Source organism: Thalassococcus arenae, from assembly GCF_019104745.1.
In the GTDB taxonomy this organism is placed as follows: Bacteria; Pseudomonadota; Alphaproteobacteria; order Rhodobacterales; family Rhodobacteraceae; genus Thalassococcus_B; species Thalassococcus_B arenae.
The window spans coordinates 103,612-121,221 of record NZ_JAHRWL010000003.1 but is presented as its reverse complement, the minus strand read 5'-3'; the positions used below and the strand labels follow the sequence as shown (position 1 = coordinate 121,221).

Genomic DNA, 17,610 nt, shown 5'->3' with positions numbered 1-17,610 from the left:
TCACGCGTCCCGCGGTTCGACGAACATGCGGCCGCGCATTTCCATGTGCAGCGCGTGGCAGAACCACTGGCAATAGTACCAGTAGACGCCGGGCTGACCCGCGGTGAAGGTCACCGACGCGGTCGCCTGCGGCCCGACCTCCATCGCCACACCGTGGTTGCCCATGGTGAAGCCGTGGGTCAGGTCGTCGATGTCGTCAAGGTTGGTCACGTAGACCGTCACCTCGTCGCCTTCGGTCACCGTGAACTTCTCGATCGAGAAGTTGGGCGCCTGGCTCGACATGTAGACGCGTACCTTGTTGCCGTCGCGGATCACCGTGTCCTGATAGTCGTCAAGGTCCACGCCGTCGGCTTCGGCCTGCGCGCGCGCATCCTGCCACATCACGTCGTTGCGGTCCCAGGCCGATTTCGGGTTCACCTTGGAGGCATGCACGATGATGCTGTCATGCGGCTCGGCGAAGGTCGGGCCGTCATGCACCAGCGTCAGCTTGGTGTCCTCGATCACGAAGACCTGCTCGTTCTCGGGCTTGAGCGGGCCGACATTCAGGAACCGGTCCTTCGAGAACTTGTTCATCGAGATGTAGAACTTGTCCGATGCGTCCAGCGTTTCGCCTTCGGCGGTCGAGTTGTGGCCGGGCTGGTAATGCACGTCCGTCTTCGACAGGATCGGATCGACATCCGCGCCGCCATAGGCCTGCACGGCTTTCTCGAGATCCCACTGCACCACCTGGCTGTCGAGGAAGAGCGTGGTATAGCACCGCCCCTTGCCGTCGAAGCAGGTGTGAAGCGGGCCAAGGCCCAGTTCGGGTTCGCCAACCACGGCCGACCGCGGATCGGCGCCGTTGTAGAACACGTCGTCCAGCTTGCGCACGTCGATGATGCTGACGGTGGGCGACAGCTTGCCGCCGATGCACAGGTGGATCTTGTCGGGCGCCATGTTGCAGCCGTGCGGGTTGTTGGGCACCGGGATGTAGCGGGTGTAGTTCTTGTTGTTGCCCTTGCGCCCGTCGATCACCTTCACGCCGTTCAGCTCGATATAGTCGCCCTCGGCGATGCCTTTCTCGATTTCGGCGATGTTGTAGACGACCACGTGGTCCATGTCGGCCTCGGTCATCTCGGCGAGCGTCATGCCCATTTCCGAGTTGTACGAGGTCGAGAAGGCGTATTTGCCTTCGTAGTCGGCATCGGTGTTGTCGAGGTTGCCCGACACCATGACCTGCCAGGCGATCGTCATGTCGTCGGCATTCAGGGCGGTGTAGAAGTTGACGTATTCCTCGGGCTTGTCCAGCACCTTGCCGTCATTGACCATCGGTGCCTCATCCTCGCCATTGGCGAAGACATAGTTGGTGCGCGGCCATTTCTGCGGACGCAGGCCGTGGATGCCCTTGGCGTTGGGGATCTCGACGATCTTGTCGCATTTCATGACGTCGCAGCGGATCCGCGCAACGCGGGTGTTCGCCTTGTCGTTCATGAACAGGTAACGACCGTCGTACTTGCCCTCGGTAAAGGACATGTGGACGTGGTGCAGGTCGCCGTTGCGCGGGAACTCGAGACCGTTGGCGGCCAGGTATTTCTTGGTCTTCTCGGTCAGGCCTTCGGTCAGGATCTTCTTGGATTCGTTGGTGATCCCCCAGCCGGTGGCCGAACAGATGTTGAAGACCGGAACGCGCATCAGTTCGCGCATCGAGGGCACGCCGAGGATGCGCATCTCGCCGGTCTGGCCCGACGACCAGAAGCCGTAATACTCGTCGAGCTGGCCCGGGGCGACGGTCGCGCCTTCGGCTGCCTTGGCTGCGGTGGTCGAGGCGAGGGTGGCCGCGCCGATCGCGCTCCCTGCCACCAGGGCGTTGCCGCCATAGGCGCCGGCCAGCGCCGCCGTCCCGGCGGTCGCCCCCAGCAGCCCGCGGCGGGAAATCCCTGCTTTGGTTTTATCAGACATGAGTCCTTCCTTTCACTCAGTGGTTTGCGGGGTCTTGAGATTGGTGAGCGGGGTTTTGAGATTCGGATGTCCGCTCAGATCGCGCGGCATGACGGTGCCCACCGTTTCGCGCCGCTTCAGTTTCTTGATGACGACCGGGCAGGTCGACTTGGACTGGTAGAGAACCTGGCAATGCAGGCAGTTCACGCATTCGTTCGGGTTGATCTCGCCAGTGGGGTGGATCGCCTGAACGGGGCATTGGTTGGCGCAGGTCTGACAGGGGCTGCCGCATTCCTTGTAGCGTTTCAGCCAATCGAACATGCGCATCCGCGCCGGGATCGCCAGTGCGGCGCCAAGCGGGCAGAGGTAGCGGCAGTAGAACCGTTCGACGAACAGGCCCGCCGCCAGCAGCGCCATCACATAGGCCACGAAGGGCCAGGCGCGCATGAAGTTGAGAATGATCGCGGTCTTGAACGGCTCGACCTCGGCCAGGCGTTCCGCCTGTTCGATGCTTGCCAGGCTGACGCCGAAAAGGCCAAGGAAGATCATGTACTTGATCGGCCAGAGACGTTCGTGCAGACCCCAGGGCAGGGTCCATTGCGGAACCCGAAGCGCGCGCGCGATCTTGTTGGTCAGTTCCTGCAAGGCGCCGAACGGGCACAGCCAGCCGCAATAGGCGCCGCGGCCCCAGAACAGCAAGGCGGCAGCGACGGCGAACCACAGGATGAAGGTCAGCGGATCGAGCAGGAAAGCCTGCCAGCTGAAACCGGTGACCAGCGCGCCGAACAGCGCCATCAGGTTGACGACGGACAACTGCGCGTTGGCATACCAGCCCAGATAGACCAGCACGACGGTCAGGAACGTCATGCGGAACCAGAAGAACCTGCGTTCGTTGCGGGTGGCGAAGAACTGGAAGAAGAACACGCCGGTCAGAATCAGCAGCAGCGCCGCGGTGACGGCGATCTCGACCTGCTTGTCCAGCCAGATCCGTTTCCACAGCGCCTGGTGCGCGGCCTCTTCGCCCTGGTCGACGATGGCGTTGACCGCGGCGGGGCTGTCGGCGGCCTGCGTTGCCGCGATCGGGCGCAGGTACGAGGACGGCAATTGGTAGCCCAGGTCGAACGTGGTGAAGACCTTGTCGATCGGCCCGACCTCGCGATGCACCAGCAACTGGATGCGGAAGGGCTGGGTGGGATCGAAACCGCTATCGGCAGGGATCTTGAACAGGTCGGCCTCGATGAAAGCGGGCGCGCCCTCGGCCGCCAGGGACACGATGCGTTTGTGCATCCGGTCGCGGAACCGGACCGAGATATCGTCCTGGATCAGCACGATCCGGTCGAAGATGCCGCCGCGCACATAACCCGACCCCTTGAAACTGTAGAGCCCGCGCCCGACCAGGGCGATGGCGTGGTCGCCGTCTTCCAGCCAATTGGCGATGTTGCGTGCTTCGGCCTCGCCCAGCAGGGCTTCGGCGATGGCGGGGTGCGACACCAGCGCCGCCTGCATTTCGATGAAGGTGGTCTCGGGCGCTTCGGTCAGGGCGCGGCGGGTGGCTTCGGGATTGCCCATCGCCTCGAACGCGGCGTTGATCTGGCCGACATCCAGCGACAGCCGCCGCAGCGTGCCATCGCCCTCCAGCGTCATCCAGTCGGTTGCAGCGGGGGCGTCGGGGTTCAGTTCGAATTTCGGGCCGGTGTCGACAGCGGCCTTGAGGCCGCCCAGGCCAAGCGCCCGCGCCACTTTCAGTCCGGCGCGCACGATGGAATCGTCGATCACCATCACCGTGACCGTCGCGCCGGAGATGATGTCCAACTCGTGCGCCGTGCCGCCCGATTCCGCCTCGGCCACCAGGTCGAGCCCGGCATAGGCCTCGGTCACGGCGCGCATCTCGGATTCGGGGATGCCGATCAGCACGATCGGTTCGGAGTGTTTGACAAGCTTGACGCCCTGCACCGTCGCATCCGGTCCGACCGCCACCAGCACGTCGATCGGTTTGCCCGAATAGCCGGTGGTCGACACGAAATCCGAGGTGATGAAGGCCCAGCCGACGGTCTCTCCGCCGCGCAGAACGGGTACGACCGGCAAGTCGGCGCTGAGCGCGCCATAGGCGTCGGCGCCCGGGACCAGATCGCCCGCCGGCACCTTGTCGAGGAAGCGCGGCAGAACCGGCTCGGCCGAGGCGGGCAGGGAAAAGAAGATTGTCAGGAAAAGCGCTGCGATCCAGCGGAATACGGTCATGTCGTCACCTGGTCGAAACCGTTCGTGACCCATGACGCCGGCCGTTGTCCGGACAGCCGCAGATGAAAGTGCGGCCGGATTTCGGAAAGGACCGCAAGCGGGGGGCCGCGCGGCATGGGTTTTTGGATATTGGTCGCACCGTCGAATTGCGCGCCGCCGGTCCCATGCGCGGCGACGACAGTGCCGAAATCCATCGGCGATGCGGGCGGGTGAAACAGGTCACCGAAACCGATGGCGCACAGGCATGTATCGCAGTCGCAATCGGTCTGCGATTCGTCGACCGGCTGGCCGTTTCCATCGACCCAGACGGTTTCCACGGAATCGCCGGCACAAATAACCATCGCGAGCGTTCCGCCGCCGGCCGAGTGGCCCGCAGCGACAAGCGTGCCGTTCAGCGAAACGAGAATCGCTGACACGATAGACAGGAAAACGCGCACATGTCGGTTCATGGGGGCAAACTCCCCCGGGCGCGGTCCCTCTTCCTTGACTTAAAGCAAGTTGTTCCCGGAATTCCGACAGCCCGACGGGCCCGTCAGGTCACGTCTTGTTGAAGCGCCTCGCTCAGCGCGCCAGCCACCCGCCATCCACGTTCAGCACCGCCCCGTTGACGTAGTCGGACGCGGGCGCAGACAAGTAGACGGCGGTTTCGGCGATATCCTCGGGCCGGCCCCAGCGGCCTGCCGGGATTCGGTCCAGAATGGCCTTGTTGCGGTCTGGATCGGCGCGCAGGGCTTGGGTGTTGTTGGTCTCGATATAGCCCGGCGCAATGGCGTTCACGGTGATTCCGCGCGCCGCCCATTCGTTGCACAAAAGCTTGGTCAGCCCGGCTATGCCGTGTTTGGACGCGGTGTAGGACGGCACGCGGATGCCACCCTGAAAGGACAGAAGCGAAGCGATATTGACGATCTTGCCGCGTGCCTTTCGCGCGAAAACCGCCTTGGCGAAGGCCTGGCAGGTGAAAAACACCGCCTTGAGGTTCACATCCATCACCGCATCCCAATCGGTTTCGGTGAAATCGACGCTGTCGGCGCGCCGGATGATCCCGGCATTGTTGACCAGAATGTCGACGGGGCGCGCGTCGAAGGCATCGCGCGCCGCCATCGGATCGGCGAAATCCAGGTTCAGAACCTCGGCCTTGTCGATCATCGCGGCGGTGTCGTCGCAAGACGAGCGCCCCGCACAGACCACATGCGCGCCCGCCCGGCCCAGGGCCACCGCGATGGCCTGCCCGATCCCGGTATTGGCGCCGGTCACCAGCGCCGTCTTGCCCGCAAGCGAAAAGGCGTTCACCGCAGGTCCTCCATCGCGACCATCTCGACATCCTTGTAGTCGACATTGTCGCCTGCCATCGCCCAGCAGAAGGTGTAGCTGCCGGTGCCGCAGCCGCAATGGATCGACCACGGCGGCGAGATCACCGCCTCTTCGTTCCGCATCACGATATGACGGGTCTCGTCAGGTTCGCCCATGAAGTGGAAGACGCGGTTGTCGTCGGCCAGGTCGAAATAGAAATACGCCTCCATCCGGCGATCGTGCACGTGGGCGGGCATCGTGTTCCAGACCGAACCGCCGTGGAACATCGTGTAACCCATGACCAACTGGCAGCTTTCCATCACGTCGGGATGGATGAACTGATAGATCGTGCGGTCGTTGGCCGTTTCGGGCGCACCCAGTTTGACCTTGCCGGCCTGTTCGATCTTGATCAGCTTGGCGGGCAGGGCGCGGTGGGCCGGCGTCGAAACGATGTAGAATCGCCCGCCCGTGCCGAAAGTCACCGGACCTGCGCCCATGCCGAGATACAGAACGTCGCCCCGATTCAGGCTGTGAGCGGCGCCGTCAGCCGTCACCTGTGCGGTGTCTCCGACGTTCAGGATGCCGATCTCCCGCCGGTCCAGGATGGATTCCGTCCCGCATTCCTTGACCGCATCGAGCGTGAGATCCCCATTGTCCGGAGTGATTCCGCCCACGATCATCCGATCGTAATGGGTATAGACCAGCCGTATCTCGCCCGGCGCGAACAGACCGCCGGAATGAAAATTGTCGCGAAGCCCGGTTGCGTCCATGGCTTTGGTTTCGGCCTGGCTCACGGCATAAAGCGAACGAACGGTCAGCATCGGCTATCCTTTCCAACAAAGTCGTCGCGGCGTTTCGGTTGCACTCAACTGGTATGTTAGTATCCTAAGATCGGAAGAACAAGGAAATGTGACCGCGTCCGCTTCGAATTCCGCCACCCTGGCGGCACCGCTTGCCTATCCGGGCAGACAGACCTGCCGCTCGGGGGCATTGCATCCCGCGCAGGAGCCGGTCACGAAACGGGAACAGCGCATAAAAGGAGACCGGTTTGGCCGACATGCCCCGTCTTGCCCGCACCACGCCCCGTCCAAAGCCCGGAATCGTGCATCTGGGTCCCGGGGCCTTTTTTCGCGCCTTCAACGCGATCTACACCGCGGATGCCATGGACGCAGCGGCCAAAGACTGGGGGATCGTCGCGGTCAGCCTGCGCAGTACCGACGCGCGCGACCAGCTGGAGCCGCAGGGATGCGCCTATACCTCGGTCACCCTGGCGCCCGGCAAAACGCAATGCCGCGTGATCGAGTCGATTGCGGCTATCCTCGTCGCCCCCGAGGATCCGCAAGCCGTGCTGACCGCGATGGCCGCGCCCGAAACGCGGATCGTCTCGCTGACGATCACCGAAAAGGGTTATTGTCACAACCCGGCGACCGGGCGGCTCGAGATGGACCATCCCGACATCGCGCATGACCTCGCCGCGTCCCAGGCGCCGCGCTCGGCGCCGGGCTTTCTGGTCGAGGCGTTGGCACGGCGCCGCGCGGCGCAAGTGCAGCCATTCACGGCGCTCAGTTGCGACAACCTGCCGTCCAATGGCCGTCTGTTGCGTGGCGTGGTGCTGGATTTCGCCCGCGCGCGCGACCCGGAGCTTGCCGGCTGGATCGCCGATCACGTGCGTTTCCCGTCGACCATGGTCGACCGGATCACACCCGCCACCACCGCCGACGACATCGCGCACCTGGCCGAAACGCAGGGATATCGCGACGATGCCATGGTCGCGCACGAGCCGTTCCGGCAATGGGTGATCGAGGATGATTTTCCAACGGGGCGCCCCGCCTGGGATGCGGCCGGGGCGCAGTTCGTCCGCGACGTCGAACGCCACGAACTGATGAAGCTGCGCTGCCTCAACGGCACGCATTCCACTCTGGCCTATCTGGGATATCTGGCGGGATACGCCACGATTGCCGAAACGGTGGCGGATCCGGCCTTTGCCCGGCTGTGCGAGAGGCTTTGGGCGCAGGAAATCCTGCCGACCGTGCCGCAGCCGGAAGGCGAAGACCTGCCCGCATACGCCGCGGCGCTGTTGGAGCGCTACCGCAATCCCGCCATTCGTCACCGGACCTGGCAGATCGCCATGGATGGCAGCCAGAAGCTGCCTCAGCGCATTCTTGGAACGGTGATCGACAACCTCGACCGGGGGCAGGTGCCAAAGGGCCTGTGCCTGGCGGTGGCGGGGTGGATGCGCTATGTCGGAGGCGTCGACGAGGGCGGCAGCGACATCGATGTGCGCGATCCGCTGGCCAATCGCTTGCGCGCGGCGTCGGACAGCGCGGCAACGCCCGAAGACAAGGTCGCGGCCCTGCTTTCCGTGGACGCCGTTTTTCCCGAAAAACTGACCCGGAACCCGGACTTCACCCGGGTCGTCACCCGGGCCTTCGAGGTCTTGGCAGACAGGGGTGCGCGCGCCGCCGTGCAGGACTTCGTCGGTTAGACAAGACGGTGCGCCGCGTCACGCCGGCGGCACCAGCGACACCGATTGCCGCACTTCAAGAAACGTCCAGATCGCGCGCGTCACGCGGTTCGACCGTTCCTTGTTCCGAAACAGCCGGATCGACAGGTCGACAACCCAATCGGGGTGGCCGGTGCGGACAAGGATGCCGCCATCGAGGTCGGGCTGGACCAGGCTTTTCGGCAGCCATGCCACGCCGTCGCCGTTGCGCGCCCGGATGCGCAGCGCCCCGGCCATGGAGTTTTCGTAAACGGTGCGCAACCGGTCGGAAATCCCGTGCCGATCGAACAGGGGTTCAAGATGGCGGCCGATCGGTGCCGAATCTCCAAAACGCAAAAACGGCATCTGCAGGCCCGGCGTTTCGAACCCGAACAGCGGCGCGCCGTCCGCGTTCGGTTTGCAGACCGGGACAAGCTGGTCCTCGCCGATCGTGACCGCGTCGATCAGCCCGCCCGGTGGCTTTTCGGCACCCACATAGGCGATGACGAAATCCACATCTCCGTTCCTCAGGTCGCGCATGCAATTGGGCAGGTCGTCCGCCCGCAACCGCGACAGGACCGGGCCATGGGCCTCTTCCAGCGCCTGCAACCAGGTGGGGTAGAACCGCCAGCCGATGGAATGCTGGGCGCCAAAGGTGACGACGTATTTGTCGGGCAGCGACTGCACCTCGCGGATCTGGCTGCGCTCCTGTTCGATCCGCGCCAATGCCTGCATCCCGGCCTCGAGCATCTGTTCGCCGGCCTGGGTCAGGCGCACCGGCTGGTGTGACCGGTCGACCAGCATCGCGCCGACCCAGGCCTCCAGCGATTTGATGCGGCGGCTGAACGCAGGCTGGCTGAGATTCGCCAGAACCGCGGCTTGCGAAAAATTGCCGGTTCTCTGCAGGCGTTCGAGATCGCGGAACAGCATGATGTCCATGCCGGCAAAGCTAATGCAAAATTTGCATAATGTCATTCAAACATGGCATTGGCGTTTGGCACCGCCCTGTCACAAGCTTCGGTCGAAGCAACCGACCGCAGGATGTGACATGGCCGATACAGAAACGCTGCCGCGAAGCGCGACCCGGATCAACTTCGATCGTTTCCCACGTACCAGCCTTTGCCACCAGCCGACGCCGATCGAAGCCATGCCGCGGCTCAGTGAATTTCTGGGCGGGCCCAGCCTGTTCATCAAGCGCGACGATTGCACCGGACTGGCCATGGGCGGAAACAAGACCCGCAAGCTGGAATTCCTGGTCGGCGAGGCGATGAACCAGAAAGCCGACATGCTCGTCACGCAAGGCGCGGTGCAGTCGAACCATGTGCGCCAGACCGCCGCCGCGGCCTGCAAGGTGGGCATGAAATGCCACGTTCTGCTGGAACGGCGGGTGCCGAACCGCGACGCCGCGTACGAGGTCACCGGCAACGTGTTGCTCGACGCGCTGTTCGGGGCCACGCACGAATTCCGTCCCGCCGGTCTGGACATGAACGCCGAAGCCGAAGCGGTGACCGAAACGCTGCGGGCACAGGGCCACCGGCCCTATTTCATCCCCGGCGGCGGGTCGAACCCGACCGGCGCCCTGGGATACGTGAATTGCGCCCAGGAAATCGTCGACCATAGCCACGACACGGGCCAGCGTTTCGACTGGCTCGTCATGTCGACCGGCAGCACCGGCACCCATGCCGGGTTGGTCGCGGGCTTCGCGGCGCTGGATTTCCACCTGCCGGTCATGGGCGTCAGCGTTCGTCAGCCGCGCGAACGGCAGATGAACGCCGTGCACGGGCTGACGCAGAAGACACTGGAAAAACTGGGCGCGGCCGGTGTGCCGCTGAACAGGATCCTGGTCGATGACGGGTATGTCGGCGAAGGATACGGCATTCCGGCCGAGTCCACTTTGGAGGCGATCCGCCTGCTTGCGCGGCAGGAGGGTATCCTGCTGGATCCGGTCTATTCCGCCAAGGGCATGGCCGGGTTGATCGGCATGGTGCGGCAGGGTTTTTTCAAGCCGTCCGACAACGTGTTGTTCCTGCATACCGGCGGATCGACGGCGCTGTTCGCCTACCAGGACCAGCTATTGGCATCACTGACCTGAACGACGCCCGCACAGGGCGCATCCCAACAGAGGAGACTGACATGAAGACGACCCTGAAATCGCTTGGTCTTGCCGCCGCGGCCAGCCTTGTGGCGCTGCCAGCACTGGCGGCCGAAGAGGTCAAGATCGGCGTGCCGTCCTGGACCGGCGCCCAGGCAATCGCCCATGTGCTGGGTGAAATCGTGACCTCGCGCATCGGCGGGACGGTGGAATACGTGCCCGGCAACAACGCGACGATCTTCCAGGCCATGGACCAGGGCAAGGGCGATATCGACGTCCATCCCGATGTCTGGCTGCCGAACCAGGAAAGCTTCACCAAGGAATACGTGGACGGCAAGGGCACGGTCACCCTGTCGTCGAATCCCTACGAAGGCAATCAGGGGTTCTGCGTGTCCAAGGACTTCGCTGCCAAGATGAACATCACCGATATCGCCGATCTCGGCCGCCCGGACGTTGCGGCGGCGATGGACAGCGATGGCAACGGCAAGGGCGAGATGTGGATCGGCGCGCCGGGTTGGGCTTCGGCCAACGTCAACGAGGTCAAGGTGCGCGACTACGGCCTGCTCGACTTCCTCGAGCCGATCCGCGCCGAAGAAGCGGTCAAGACCGCGCGCATCAAGGACAGCATCGCCAAGGGCGAAGGCTATGCCTTTTACTGCTACGAGCCGCACGCGGTCTGGTTCATGTTCGATGTCACGATGTTGACCGAACCCGCCTACGACCCGGCGAAATACGTGATGGTCCAGCCCTCGGACGACGCGGACTGGTACAACAAGTCGATGGTGGCCTCCAAGGACGACCTCAAGCAGGTCCAGATCGCCTGGTCCAACTCGCTTGCCGACCGTTCGCCCGCGATCACCGAGTTCTTCCAGAATTTTGCCCTGACTGCGCAGGACGTCTCCAGCCTGGCCTTCGAGATCAGCGCCAACGGACGCGATCCGGCCGAGGTGGCCAAGGCATGGGTCGAGGCGAATTCGGACCGCGTCGACGCGATGCTGGGTCTCTGAGCCACCACAGGTGACCCGGCGGCCGGTCCCGGATGTCCGGGGCCGGCCGACATTCCGCTGGCAAAGGCAGGGCCATGACCGACGACACCGTCATCGAGATATCCAACGTCTGGAAGATTTTCGGCGCCCACCCGGACAAAGCCCTGCAGGCGATCCGTGAACGCGGACTGACCAAGGCGCAGGTGTTGTCGGAGATGGGCGCGGTCGTGGGTGTCGCCGATGTCAGCCTGACGGTCAAACGCGGCGAGATCTTCTGCATCATGGGGCTGTCGGGCAGCGGCAAGTCCACCTTGGTGCGTCATTTCAACCGGCTGCTGGAGCCGACGGCGGGCAAGATCGCCATCGAAGGCACCGACGTGATGGCGCTGAACCCGCGCGAGCTTCAGCGTTTTCGCAACCTCAAGATCGGCATGGTGTTCCAGAACTTCGCGCTGATGCCGCACCGGTCGGTGCTGGACAACGTGGCGATGCCGCTGGAAATCCGCCAGGTCGCCAAGAACGAACGGATGCGCCAGGCGGCGGCGATCCTCGACATCGTCGAACTGGGGGCGTGGGGGTCGAAATTCGCGCATGAGCTGTCCGGGGGGATGCAGCAACGCGTGGGCCTGGCCCGGGCGCTGGCCGCCAATCCCGACGTGCTGCTGATGGACGAGCCGTTCTCGGCGCTCGATCCGCTGATCCGCAGGCAGTTGCAGGATGAATTCATCCGCCTGTCGAAGATCCTGAAGAAGACCACCGTTTTCATCACCCACGACCTGGACGAGGCGGTGCGCATCGGCGACCGCATCGCCATCATGCGTGACGGCAAGATGGTGCAGATCGGCACGGCCGAAGACATCGTCATGCACCCCGCCGACGACTATGTCGCCGATTTCGTTGCCGGCATTTCGCGGCTCAAGGTCGTGCATGCCCATGCGGTGATGCAGCCGCTCGAGGCTTTCGTCTCTGCACGGGGGCCGCTGCCCGCAGGCGCGCCGCGCGTCAACGAGGCCGAGACGCTCAGCACGCTGATCAACCTGGCCATCGACGACGAGAACCCGATCCTGGTCGAGGATGCCGGGGTCGATGTCGGCGTCATCACCCGGGCCGATCTGCTGCGCACGGTGATCGAGGGGACCGAAGTCTCATGAAGGACGAAACCCTGAACCCGCTGGAAGACACCGAAAGCGAAGCGGCGCTGGCCTATGCCGAGGAACGCCGCGACAACATCCGCCGCTTCGTCCGCACCAGCCCCGATTACTACATCCGCAATTTCGACCGGATCGGCGCGTCGTCGCGCTTTACCCCCACCTTCAACCTGATGGCGGGTCTGTTCGGTCCGGTCTGGTTCGGGGCGCGCGGCCTGTGGTCCTGGGCGCTGCCGTTCCTGATCGTCGAGGCGCTGGCGCTGGTGCAGATCGCCCGCGGCCTGTTCGGGGATCTCGCGGCCGACGCGATGGAACGGATCGCATCCATCGAGGGCACGCTGGAACTGCGCCGCCAGCAATTGGCCAGTGCGGTCGAATCCGGGTCCGACCGGGTCGATGCCTTTCGCCGTACGGTCGAGGCGCTGGAGGCCAATATCGGCGGCATCCGTGCCGAGGCCGAGGCGCTGGCCGCCCAGGGCCCGAGGATCGCCCTGACGGGGCTGGGCATCCTGCTGGCGATCAAGGCGGTACAGGCCATCGTCGCCAACTGGGCGCTCGAGGCGCGGTTTTCCGACTGGCTGTCGGACAGGTCGATCCGCTCGGGCATGCCGGTGGGCCAGATCGCCTTCAGCGCCGCCTTCATGGCCGTGATGGTCGCGGCGGCGATGGTGCATTACAGCTTTCCGGGCCGCTTCGGTCTGCTCACCGACTTTCCCACCGATCCCGACATCCGCCTGGTCAGCATCGAATGGGTCGAGGCCTTTTTCAACTGGGCGGTACTGAACGGCGAGGCGCTGTTCGACGGCATCACCTATGTCATCCGCCTGGTGCTGGACGCGCTGGAGCTGGTCTTTGTCAGCACGCCCTGGATCGTGATCGTGTCGCTGATCGTGCTGCTGACATGGCTGACGGCCGGGGTGCGAATGGCGATCTATTCCGGTGCCTTCCTGGCCTATATGGGGCTGCTGGGCTTTTGGGAAAAAGCCATGACCACGCTGGCGCTGCTGGGTACGGCGGCCTGCCTGTCGATCCTGATCGGCATTCCGCTGGGCATGTTCGCCGCCCGCCGCCCGCGGTTCTATGCCTTCATCCAGCCGATCATGGACTTCATGCAGACCATGCCCGCCTTCGTCTTCATGATCCCGGTCATCGCCTTTTTCGGCACCGGCAAACCCGCAGCGGTCGTCACCACGATGATCTTCGGCGGCACGCCGGTGGTGCGGCTGACCGTTCTGGGCCTGCGCGGCGTGCCGGAATCGGTGCGCGAGGCGGCGGTCAGTTTCGGTGCGAACAAGTGGTACCTGCTGACCCGCGTCGACCTGCCCCTGGCCGCTCCGTCGATCCGGGCCGGCATCAACCAGACCATCATGCTGAGCCTCGCGATGGTGGTCGTCGCATCGCTGATCGGCGCCAAGGGGCTGGGCGAAGACGTGCTCGAGGCGCTGCAATACGCCAATGTGGGGCAGGGGATCCTGGCGGGCTTCTCGATCCTGTTCTGCGCGATGATCCTGGACCGTATCGTGCAGGGCGGCCGGCGGTGAGACCGCTTGTCCTGGTCCATGGCTTCATGGGCGGCAGCGGGCAATGGGCGCTTCAACAGCCTCTTGGCGACGACCGCCGGTTGATAGCGGTCGATCTGCCGGGTTTCGGGCAGAATGCGGCGATGGCACCATTGCCGGATATCCCGGCCTACGCCGCCTGGGTGCTGGACGAGGTCACCCGCCAAGGCATCGATCGTTTCGACCTGCTGGGCCATTCCATGGGGGGCATGATCGTGCAGGACATGGTGCGTCAGGCGCCCGACCGGGTAGCGCGTCTGGTGCTTTACAGCACCGGGGCCAAGGGTCTGCTGCCCGGCCGGTTCGAACCGATCGAAACCTCGATGCAGCGCGCCCGCGACGACGGCGCCGCCGCCACCGCCCGCCGCATCGCCGCGACGTGGTTCCTGCAAGGCGATGCAGCCGCGCAATTCCCCGACTGTGCCGCCATCGCCGAACGCAGTTCGCTTGCCGCGATCCTTGCCGGTCTCGGTGCGATGCGCGACTGGTCGGGCGAGAACCACCTGGCTGCGATCGGCGTTCCGACGCTGGTTCTGTGGGGCGATGGCGATCGCACCTATCCGTGGGCGCAGATAGAACGGCTGTGGCGCACGATCCCCGGTGCAAGCCTCGCGGTGCTGCCGGGTTGCGCCCATGCCGTGCACATGGAACGGCCCGGGCTGTTCAACCGGTTGGTCTCGGATTTCTTGTCGGACGGGTCTAGTACCGGGTGAACGTCTCGCGCCAGCGTTCGAGAAACAGCGCGCGTTTCTGCCGGTCGAGCCCGACCAGCAGAACCGGCGACAGCGGAATCTGCCGGAACGCCGACTGGTTGCCCGACGGATAATAGAACGACCCCGTATCCGGATCGGGATCGGTGAAGTCGATGATCAACCGCTCTGCCGCCATCGCCCGGCGGCCATCTTCACCCAGCATGAAATCGACGAACTGACCCGCCGATTCAGGGTCGCGCGCGCCGCGCGGGATCAGCGCCGCGCGCGCCAGGACCAGCGTGTAGTCCTCGGGTGCGACCACCACCAGGTCGGGCACCTCGGCGGCGCGCGCCAACGCGTATGAACCCAGCACGTTGTAGGCGATCAGGTAGCGGCCGCTGACCACGCCGTCGATGATTTCCGCCGAACAGCAGGTCGCCACGGCCCCGGCGCGGTCGAAGGCTTCGATCAGGCTGCCGAAGGTCGTTGCCTGCTGCGAGTCGAGAAAGGCGAAAAGATATCCCAGGCCGGATTGTTCGATGTCATAGGTCGCGACCCGCCCGGCATAGCGGCTGTCCTCGGGGCGCAGCAGGTCGATCAGGTCGAAACGCGACCGCGGCGCTTCGTTGGCCGGGACCATGTCGCGCTTGTAGACCAGCACCGCGGGTTCGCGGGTGATGCCGAACAGTTCGTCGCGCCAGTTCAGCGTGTCGGGCAAAGCAGCGGTCAATGGCGATCTGTGGCTGCGCGCGCACCCGTCATTGACCAGCTTGACCTGCAGATCGACGGCAGAGCTGATCACCGCGTCGGCCGCCGGGCCGCCGGTCTCGCATTCCGCGGCCGTCACTGCGTACAGATCGTTGGACCCCCATTGTTCATAGGTGATGCGCGTGTCGGGAAAACGCGCGGCGAAGCGGTCGAGCAATTGATCGAACAGGGCGATGTCGGTGGTACCACGCACCAGCAGGGACCGCGCGGCCGCGTCATCGCCATATCGGCTGACGGCCTCTGGTTCGGCCCGGGCGACGGGGGCGCTCAGCGCGATCAGCAGGGCGGCGAGGCGGGTGATCATGTCTGCCGGGCTCCTTTCTGCGGCAGCACGAGAGCGGCCTCGAACATCGCGCCGCTGTGCGAGAACACCAGTTGCCCGCGATGCGCGGTGGCCACGGCCTGCACGATGGCCAGGCCCAGGCCCGCGCTTTGCGGCGACACGCCGGAGCTGCGCGAATACCGGGTGCCGGCATCCGACCAGTGATCCCGCGGGATCCCCGAGCCGGCATCTCGGACCACCAGGCGCAGGTCGTCGGCGCCGGTTTCCACCGCCAGCGTCACCGGATCGCGACCGTAGCGCAGCGCGTTGCCGAGCAGGTTCTTGCAGGCTTCTTTCAGCGACAGCGCATCGCCGCGGCACCAGACCGGGTCTTCGGGCAGATCGAGCCCGGGTCGCGTGTGGCTGGCGAAAAGAGCATGGTCGGTCTCCTCGATCGCCTGCATCGCCACGATCCGCAGATCGACCCGTTCCAGCGGCACGGAATCGGCGCGGTGAATGATCAGCGCGTGGTTCAGCAACTGGTCGGTCAACTGGCTGAGGTTGTGCGACCGCGTATGGATGCGTTCCAGGATCGCCTGCAGGCGCCGGGGATCGGTTTCGTCCTGCGCCAGTTCCGCCTGTGCCCGAAGCGCGGCGATCGGCGTGCGCAACTGGTGCGAGGCGTCGGCGATCAGGGTGCGCATCACGCCGATCTGCCGGTCGATCCGCCGCATGAAGCGGTTGAGCGCGGCGACCAGGCTTTCGATTTCGCTGGGGATCGCGACATCGATGGGGGTCAGATCCTCGACCGCGCGGCTGGCGATGTTGCGCTCGATCCGCCGCAGCGGCCCGAGTGCCGAGCGGACGGCGAAGAAGGCCAGCCCCGACATCGCCAGCCCCGCGAACCCCGCGGCGATCAGCGCATTGCGGGTGATCTGGTTGGCCAGCTGCCGCCGCGCCCGCAGCGTCTGACCCACCAGCACATCGACCGAGCCCACATAGGCCCGTTCGGAAAAGTTGCGCACCACCCGCGCGACGCGGATCGGTTCGCCCTTGAATTCGGCGTTGTGGAAAGGCTGGCGTTCGGTGGGCAGGGTCAGCTGGTCATAGCCGGTGACCAGCGCGCCCTGACGGTCGTAGATCGCATAGACGATGCGGTCCTCGTCGGCCAGCGACAAGAGTTCGAAGGCCGAAACCGGCAGGTCCGCGACCACCGTGCCGTCGCGCAGGGCGATCGCTTCGGCGATCTGGCTGGCCGCGCCGACCAGCAACCGGTCAAAGGATTGCTGCGCCGCGCTGCGCCCATAGGCCAGCGCCGCCACGGCCAGGGCGATGCCGCCGAAGGCAAAGACCAGCGTCAGCGCGATGCCCAGCCGGCGCGTGACGGAATAGCTGGCGCGCGCGGTCGCCGGGTCAGACATCGGCGACCAGCTGATAGCCCAATCCGCGCAGCGTCCGGATCGACACGCGGCTGCCCTGCAGCTTGCGGCGCAGCCGGCCGACATAGGTTTCCACGGCGTTCAGGCCGACTTCGTCGTCGTCGAAGGAAAACATCCGTTCTAGGATCCTGTCCTTGGCGACGACCCGCCCGCGGTTGGCCAGCAGGACCTCGAGCAGGCTGGCTTCGCGCCGGGTCAACGCCAATGGTTCGCCATGTGCCGTGGCGGTCGAACTGGCCGGGTCGAAAACGATGTCGCCGAAACTGACGGTGCCCGACCGGTCCGGCCCGGACCGCCGGCTGAGCGCGCGCACCCGCGCCTCGAGCTCGCGCAGGTCGAACGGTTTGACCAGGTAATCGTCGGCACCGCTGTCCAGCGCCGACACGCGGTCGTCCACCTTGGTGCGTGCGGTCAGCATCAGCACCGGCGTGGCCGATTTGCGGTCGCGCAGCGCGCGCAGCACCTCGGTCCCGTCGCCGTCCGGAAGGCCGATATCCAGAACCGCGACGTCGTAATCCTGCACCGCCACGCTGGCCTGCGCATCGGCGACGGTGGCGACATGATCCACCGCGTCGCCGCGGCGCGCGAAACTGGTGCAGATCGCTTCGGCCACGTCGACGGCATCTTCCAAAAGCAGGATACGCAACCGGAGCCTCCCCTCTGCCGGTGATCGTCGCAGTATACGCCGCATTTCCGGGCAGACCATCCGTCAAAAGCCCCGCGCGTGTCCATTGACA

At 65.1% G+C, this 17,610-nt stretch carries 15 protein-coding genes; 6 read left to right on the top strand and 9 right to left on the bottom strand.

Translation table 11 applies throughout. The features are described 5' to 3' along the window. The 5 genes from nosZ to kduI form a co-directional block, all read right to left on the bottom strand. Positions 1-1,938, bottom strand: a complete 1,938-nt coding sequence (gene nosZ / locus KUH32_RS17590) for a TAT-dependent nitrous-oxide reductase (RefSeq protein WP_217779970.1) — start codon at positions 1,936-1,938, stop codon at positions 1-3. A gap of 12 nt (positions 1,939-1,950) precedes the next feature. Further along, positions 1,951-4,155 (bottom strand): NosR/NirI family protein, encoded by a 2,205-nt coding sequence (locus tag KUH32_RS17585; protein ID WP_217779969.1) that lies wholly within the window; start codon positions 4,153-4,155, stop codon positions 1,951-1,953. Further along, positions 4,152-4,592, bottom strand: coding sequence for a hypothetical protein (locus KUH32_RS17580; RefSeq protein ID WP_217779968.1), 441 nt, complete (start codon positions 4,590-4,592; stop codon positions 4,152-4,154). Before KUH32_RS17580 ends, KUH32_RS17585 begins: the two co-directional genes overlap by 4 nt. Before the next feature lie 124 nt (positions 4,593-4,716). Continuing rightward, the gene (gene kduD, locus KUH32_RS17575) at positions 4,717-5,445 is read right to left on the bottom strand and encodes a 2-dehydro-3-deoxy-D-gluconate 5-dehydrogenase KduD (RefSeq protein WP_217779967.1); all 729 of its coding nucleotides are present in this window, start codon (positions 5,443-5,445) and stop codon (positions 4,717-4,719) included. Further along, positions 5,442-6,266: a 5-dehydro-4-deoxy-D-glucuronate isomerase gene (kduI, locus tag KUH32_RS17570; protein WP_217779966.1), complete on the bottom strand. Its 825-nt coding sequence runs from the start codon at positions 6,264-6,266 to the stop codon at positions 5,442-5,444. Before kduI ends, kduD begins: the two co-directional genes overlap by 4 nt. Positions 6,267-6,502: 236 nt before the next feature. Between kduI and KUH32_RS17565 the strand changes: the two genes are divergently transcribed. Continuing rightward, positions 6,503-7,930 (top strand): mannitol dehydrogenase family protein, encoded by a 1,428-nt coding sequence (locus KUH32_RS17565; protein WP_217779965.1) that lies wholly within the window; start codon positions 6,503-6,505, stop codon positions 7,928-7,930. Between the two features lie 18 nt (positions 7,931-7,948). Here the strand turns inward: KUH32_RS17565 and KUH32_RS17560 are convergent, their stop codons facing one another. After that, positions 7,949-8,866 (bottom strand): LysR family transcriptional regulator, encoded by a 918-nt coding sequence (locus KUH32_RS17560; RefSeq protein WP_217779964.1) that lies wholly within the window; start codon positions 8,864-8,866, stop codon positions 7,949-7,951. Between the two features lie 148 nt (positions 8,867-9,014). Here KUH32_RS17560 and cuyA point away from each other — a divergent pair, with 148 nt between their 5' ends. From cuyA to KUH32_RS17535, 5 genes are all read left to right on the top strand, one after another. Further along, positions 9,015-10,019 (top strand): D-cysteate sulfo-lyase, encoded by a 1,005-nt coding sequence (gene cuyA, locus KUH32_RS17555; protein WP_217780047.1) that lies wholly within the window; start codon positions 9,015-9,017, stop codon positions 10,017-10,019. A gap of 41 nt (positions 10,020-10,060) precedes the next feature. Beyond that, positions 10,061-11,026 (top strand): ABC transporter substrate-binding protein, encoded by a 966-nt coding sequence (locus KUH32_RS17550; RefSeq protein ID WP_217779963.1) that lies wholly within the window; start codon positions 10,061-10,063, stop codon positions 11,024-11,026. 74 nt (positions 11,027-11,100) lie between these two features. Continuing rightward, a complete protein-coding gene (locus tag KUH32_RS17545) occupies positions 11,101-12,156 on the top strand; it encodes a quaternary amine ABC transporter ATP-binding protein (protein WP_217779962.1) in 1,056 nt (351 codons plus the stop codon). After that, entirely contained in the window at positions 12,153-13,694 is a 1,542-nt protein-coding gene (locus KUH32_RS17540) for an ABC transporter permease subunit (protein ID WP_217779961.1), read from the top strand. Before KUH32_RS17545 ends, KUH32_RS17540 begins: the two co-directional genes overlap by 4 nt. Then, entirely contained in the window at positions 13,691-14,425 is a 735-nt protein-coding gene (locus KUH32_RS17535) for an alpha/beta fold hydrolase (RefSeq protein ID WP_217779960.1), read from the top strand. The genes KUH32_RS17540 and KUH32_RS17535 overlap by 4 nt, the downstream gene beginning before the upstream one ends. Here KUH32_RS17535 and KUH32_RS17530 read toward each other — a convergent pair. From KUH32_RS17530 to KUH32_RS17520, 3 genes are read right to left on the bottom strand one after another with little or no spacing between them, the layout of a single operon-like run. Next, positions 14,412-15,476, bottom strand: a complete 1,065-nt coding sequence (locus KUH32_RS17530) for an ABC transporter substrate-binding protein (RefSeq protein ID WP_217779959.1) — start codon at positions 15,474-15,476, stop codon at positions 14,412-14,414. The two genes, KUH32_RS17535 and KUH32_RS17530, sit on opposite strands and share 14 nt — an antisense overlap. After that, entirely contained in the window at positions 15,473-16,855 is a 1,383-nt protein-coding gene (locus KUH32_RS17525) for a sensor histidine kinase (protein WP_217779958.1), read from the bottom strand. The genes KUH32_RS17530 and KUH32_RS17525 overlap by 4 nt, the downstream gene beginning before the upstream one ends. After that, positions 16,848-17,519: a response regulator transcription factor gene (locus tag KUH32_RS17520; RefSeq protein WP_217779957.1), complete on the bottom strand. Its 672-nt coding sequence runs from the start codon at positions 17,517-17,519 to the stop codon at positions 16,848-16,850. The genes KUH32_RS17525 and KUH32_RS17520 overlap by 8 nt, the downstream gene beginning before the upstream one ends. Between the last annotated feature and the right edge of the window lie 91 nt (positions 17,520-17,610).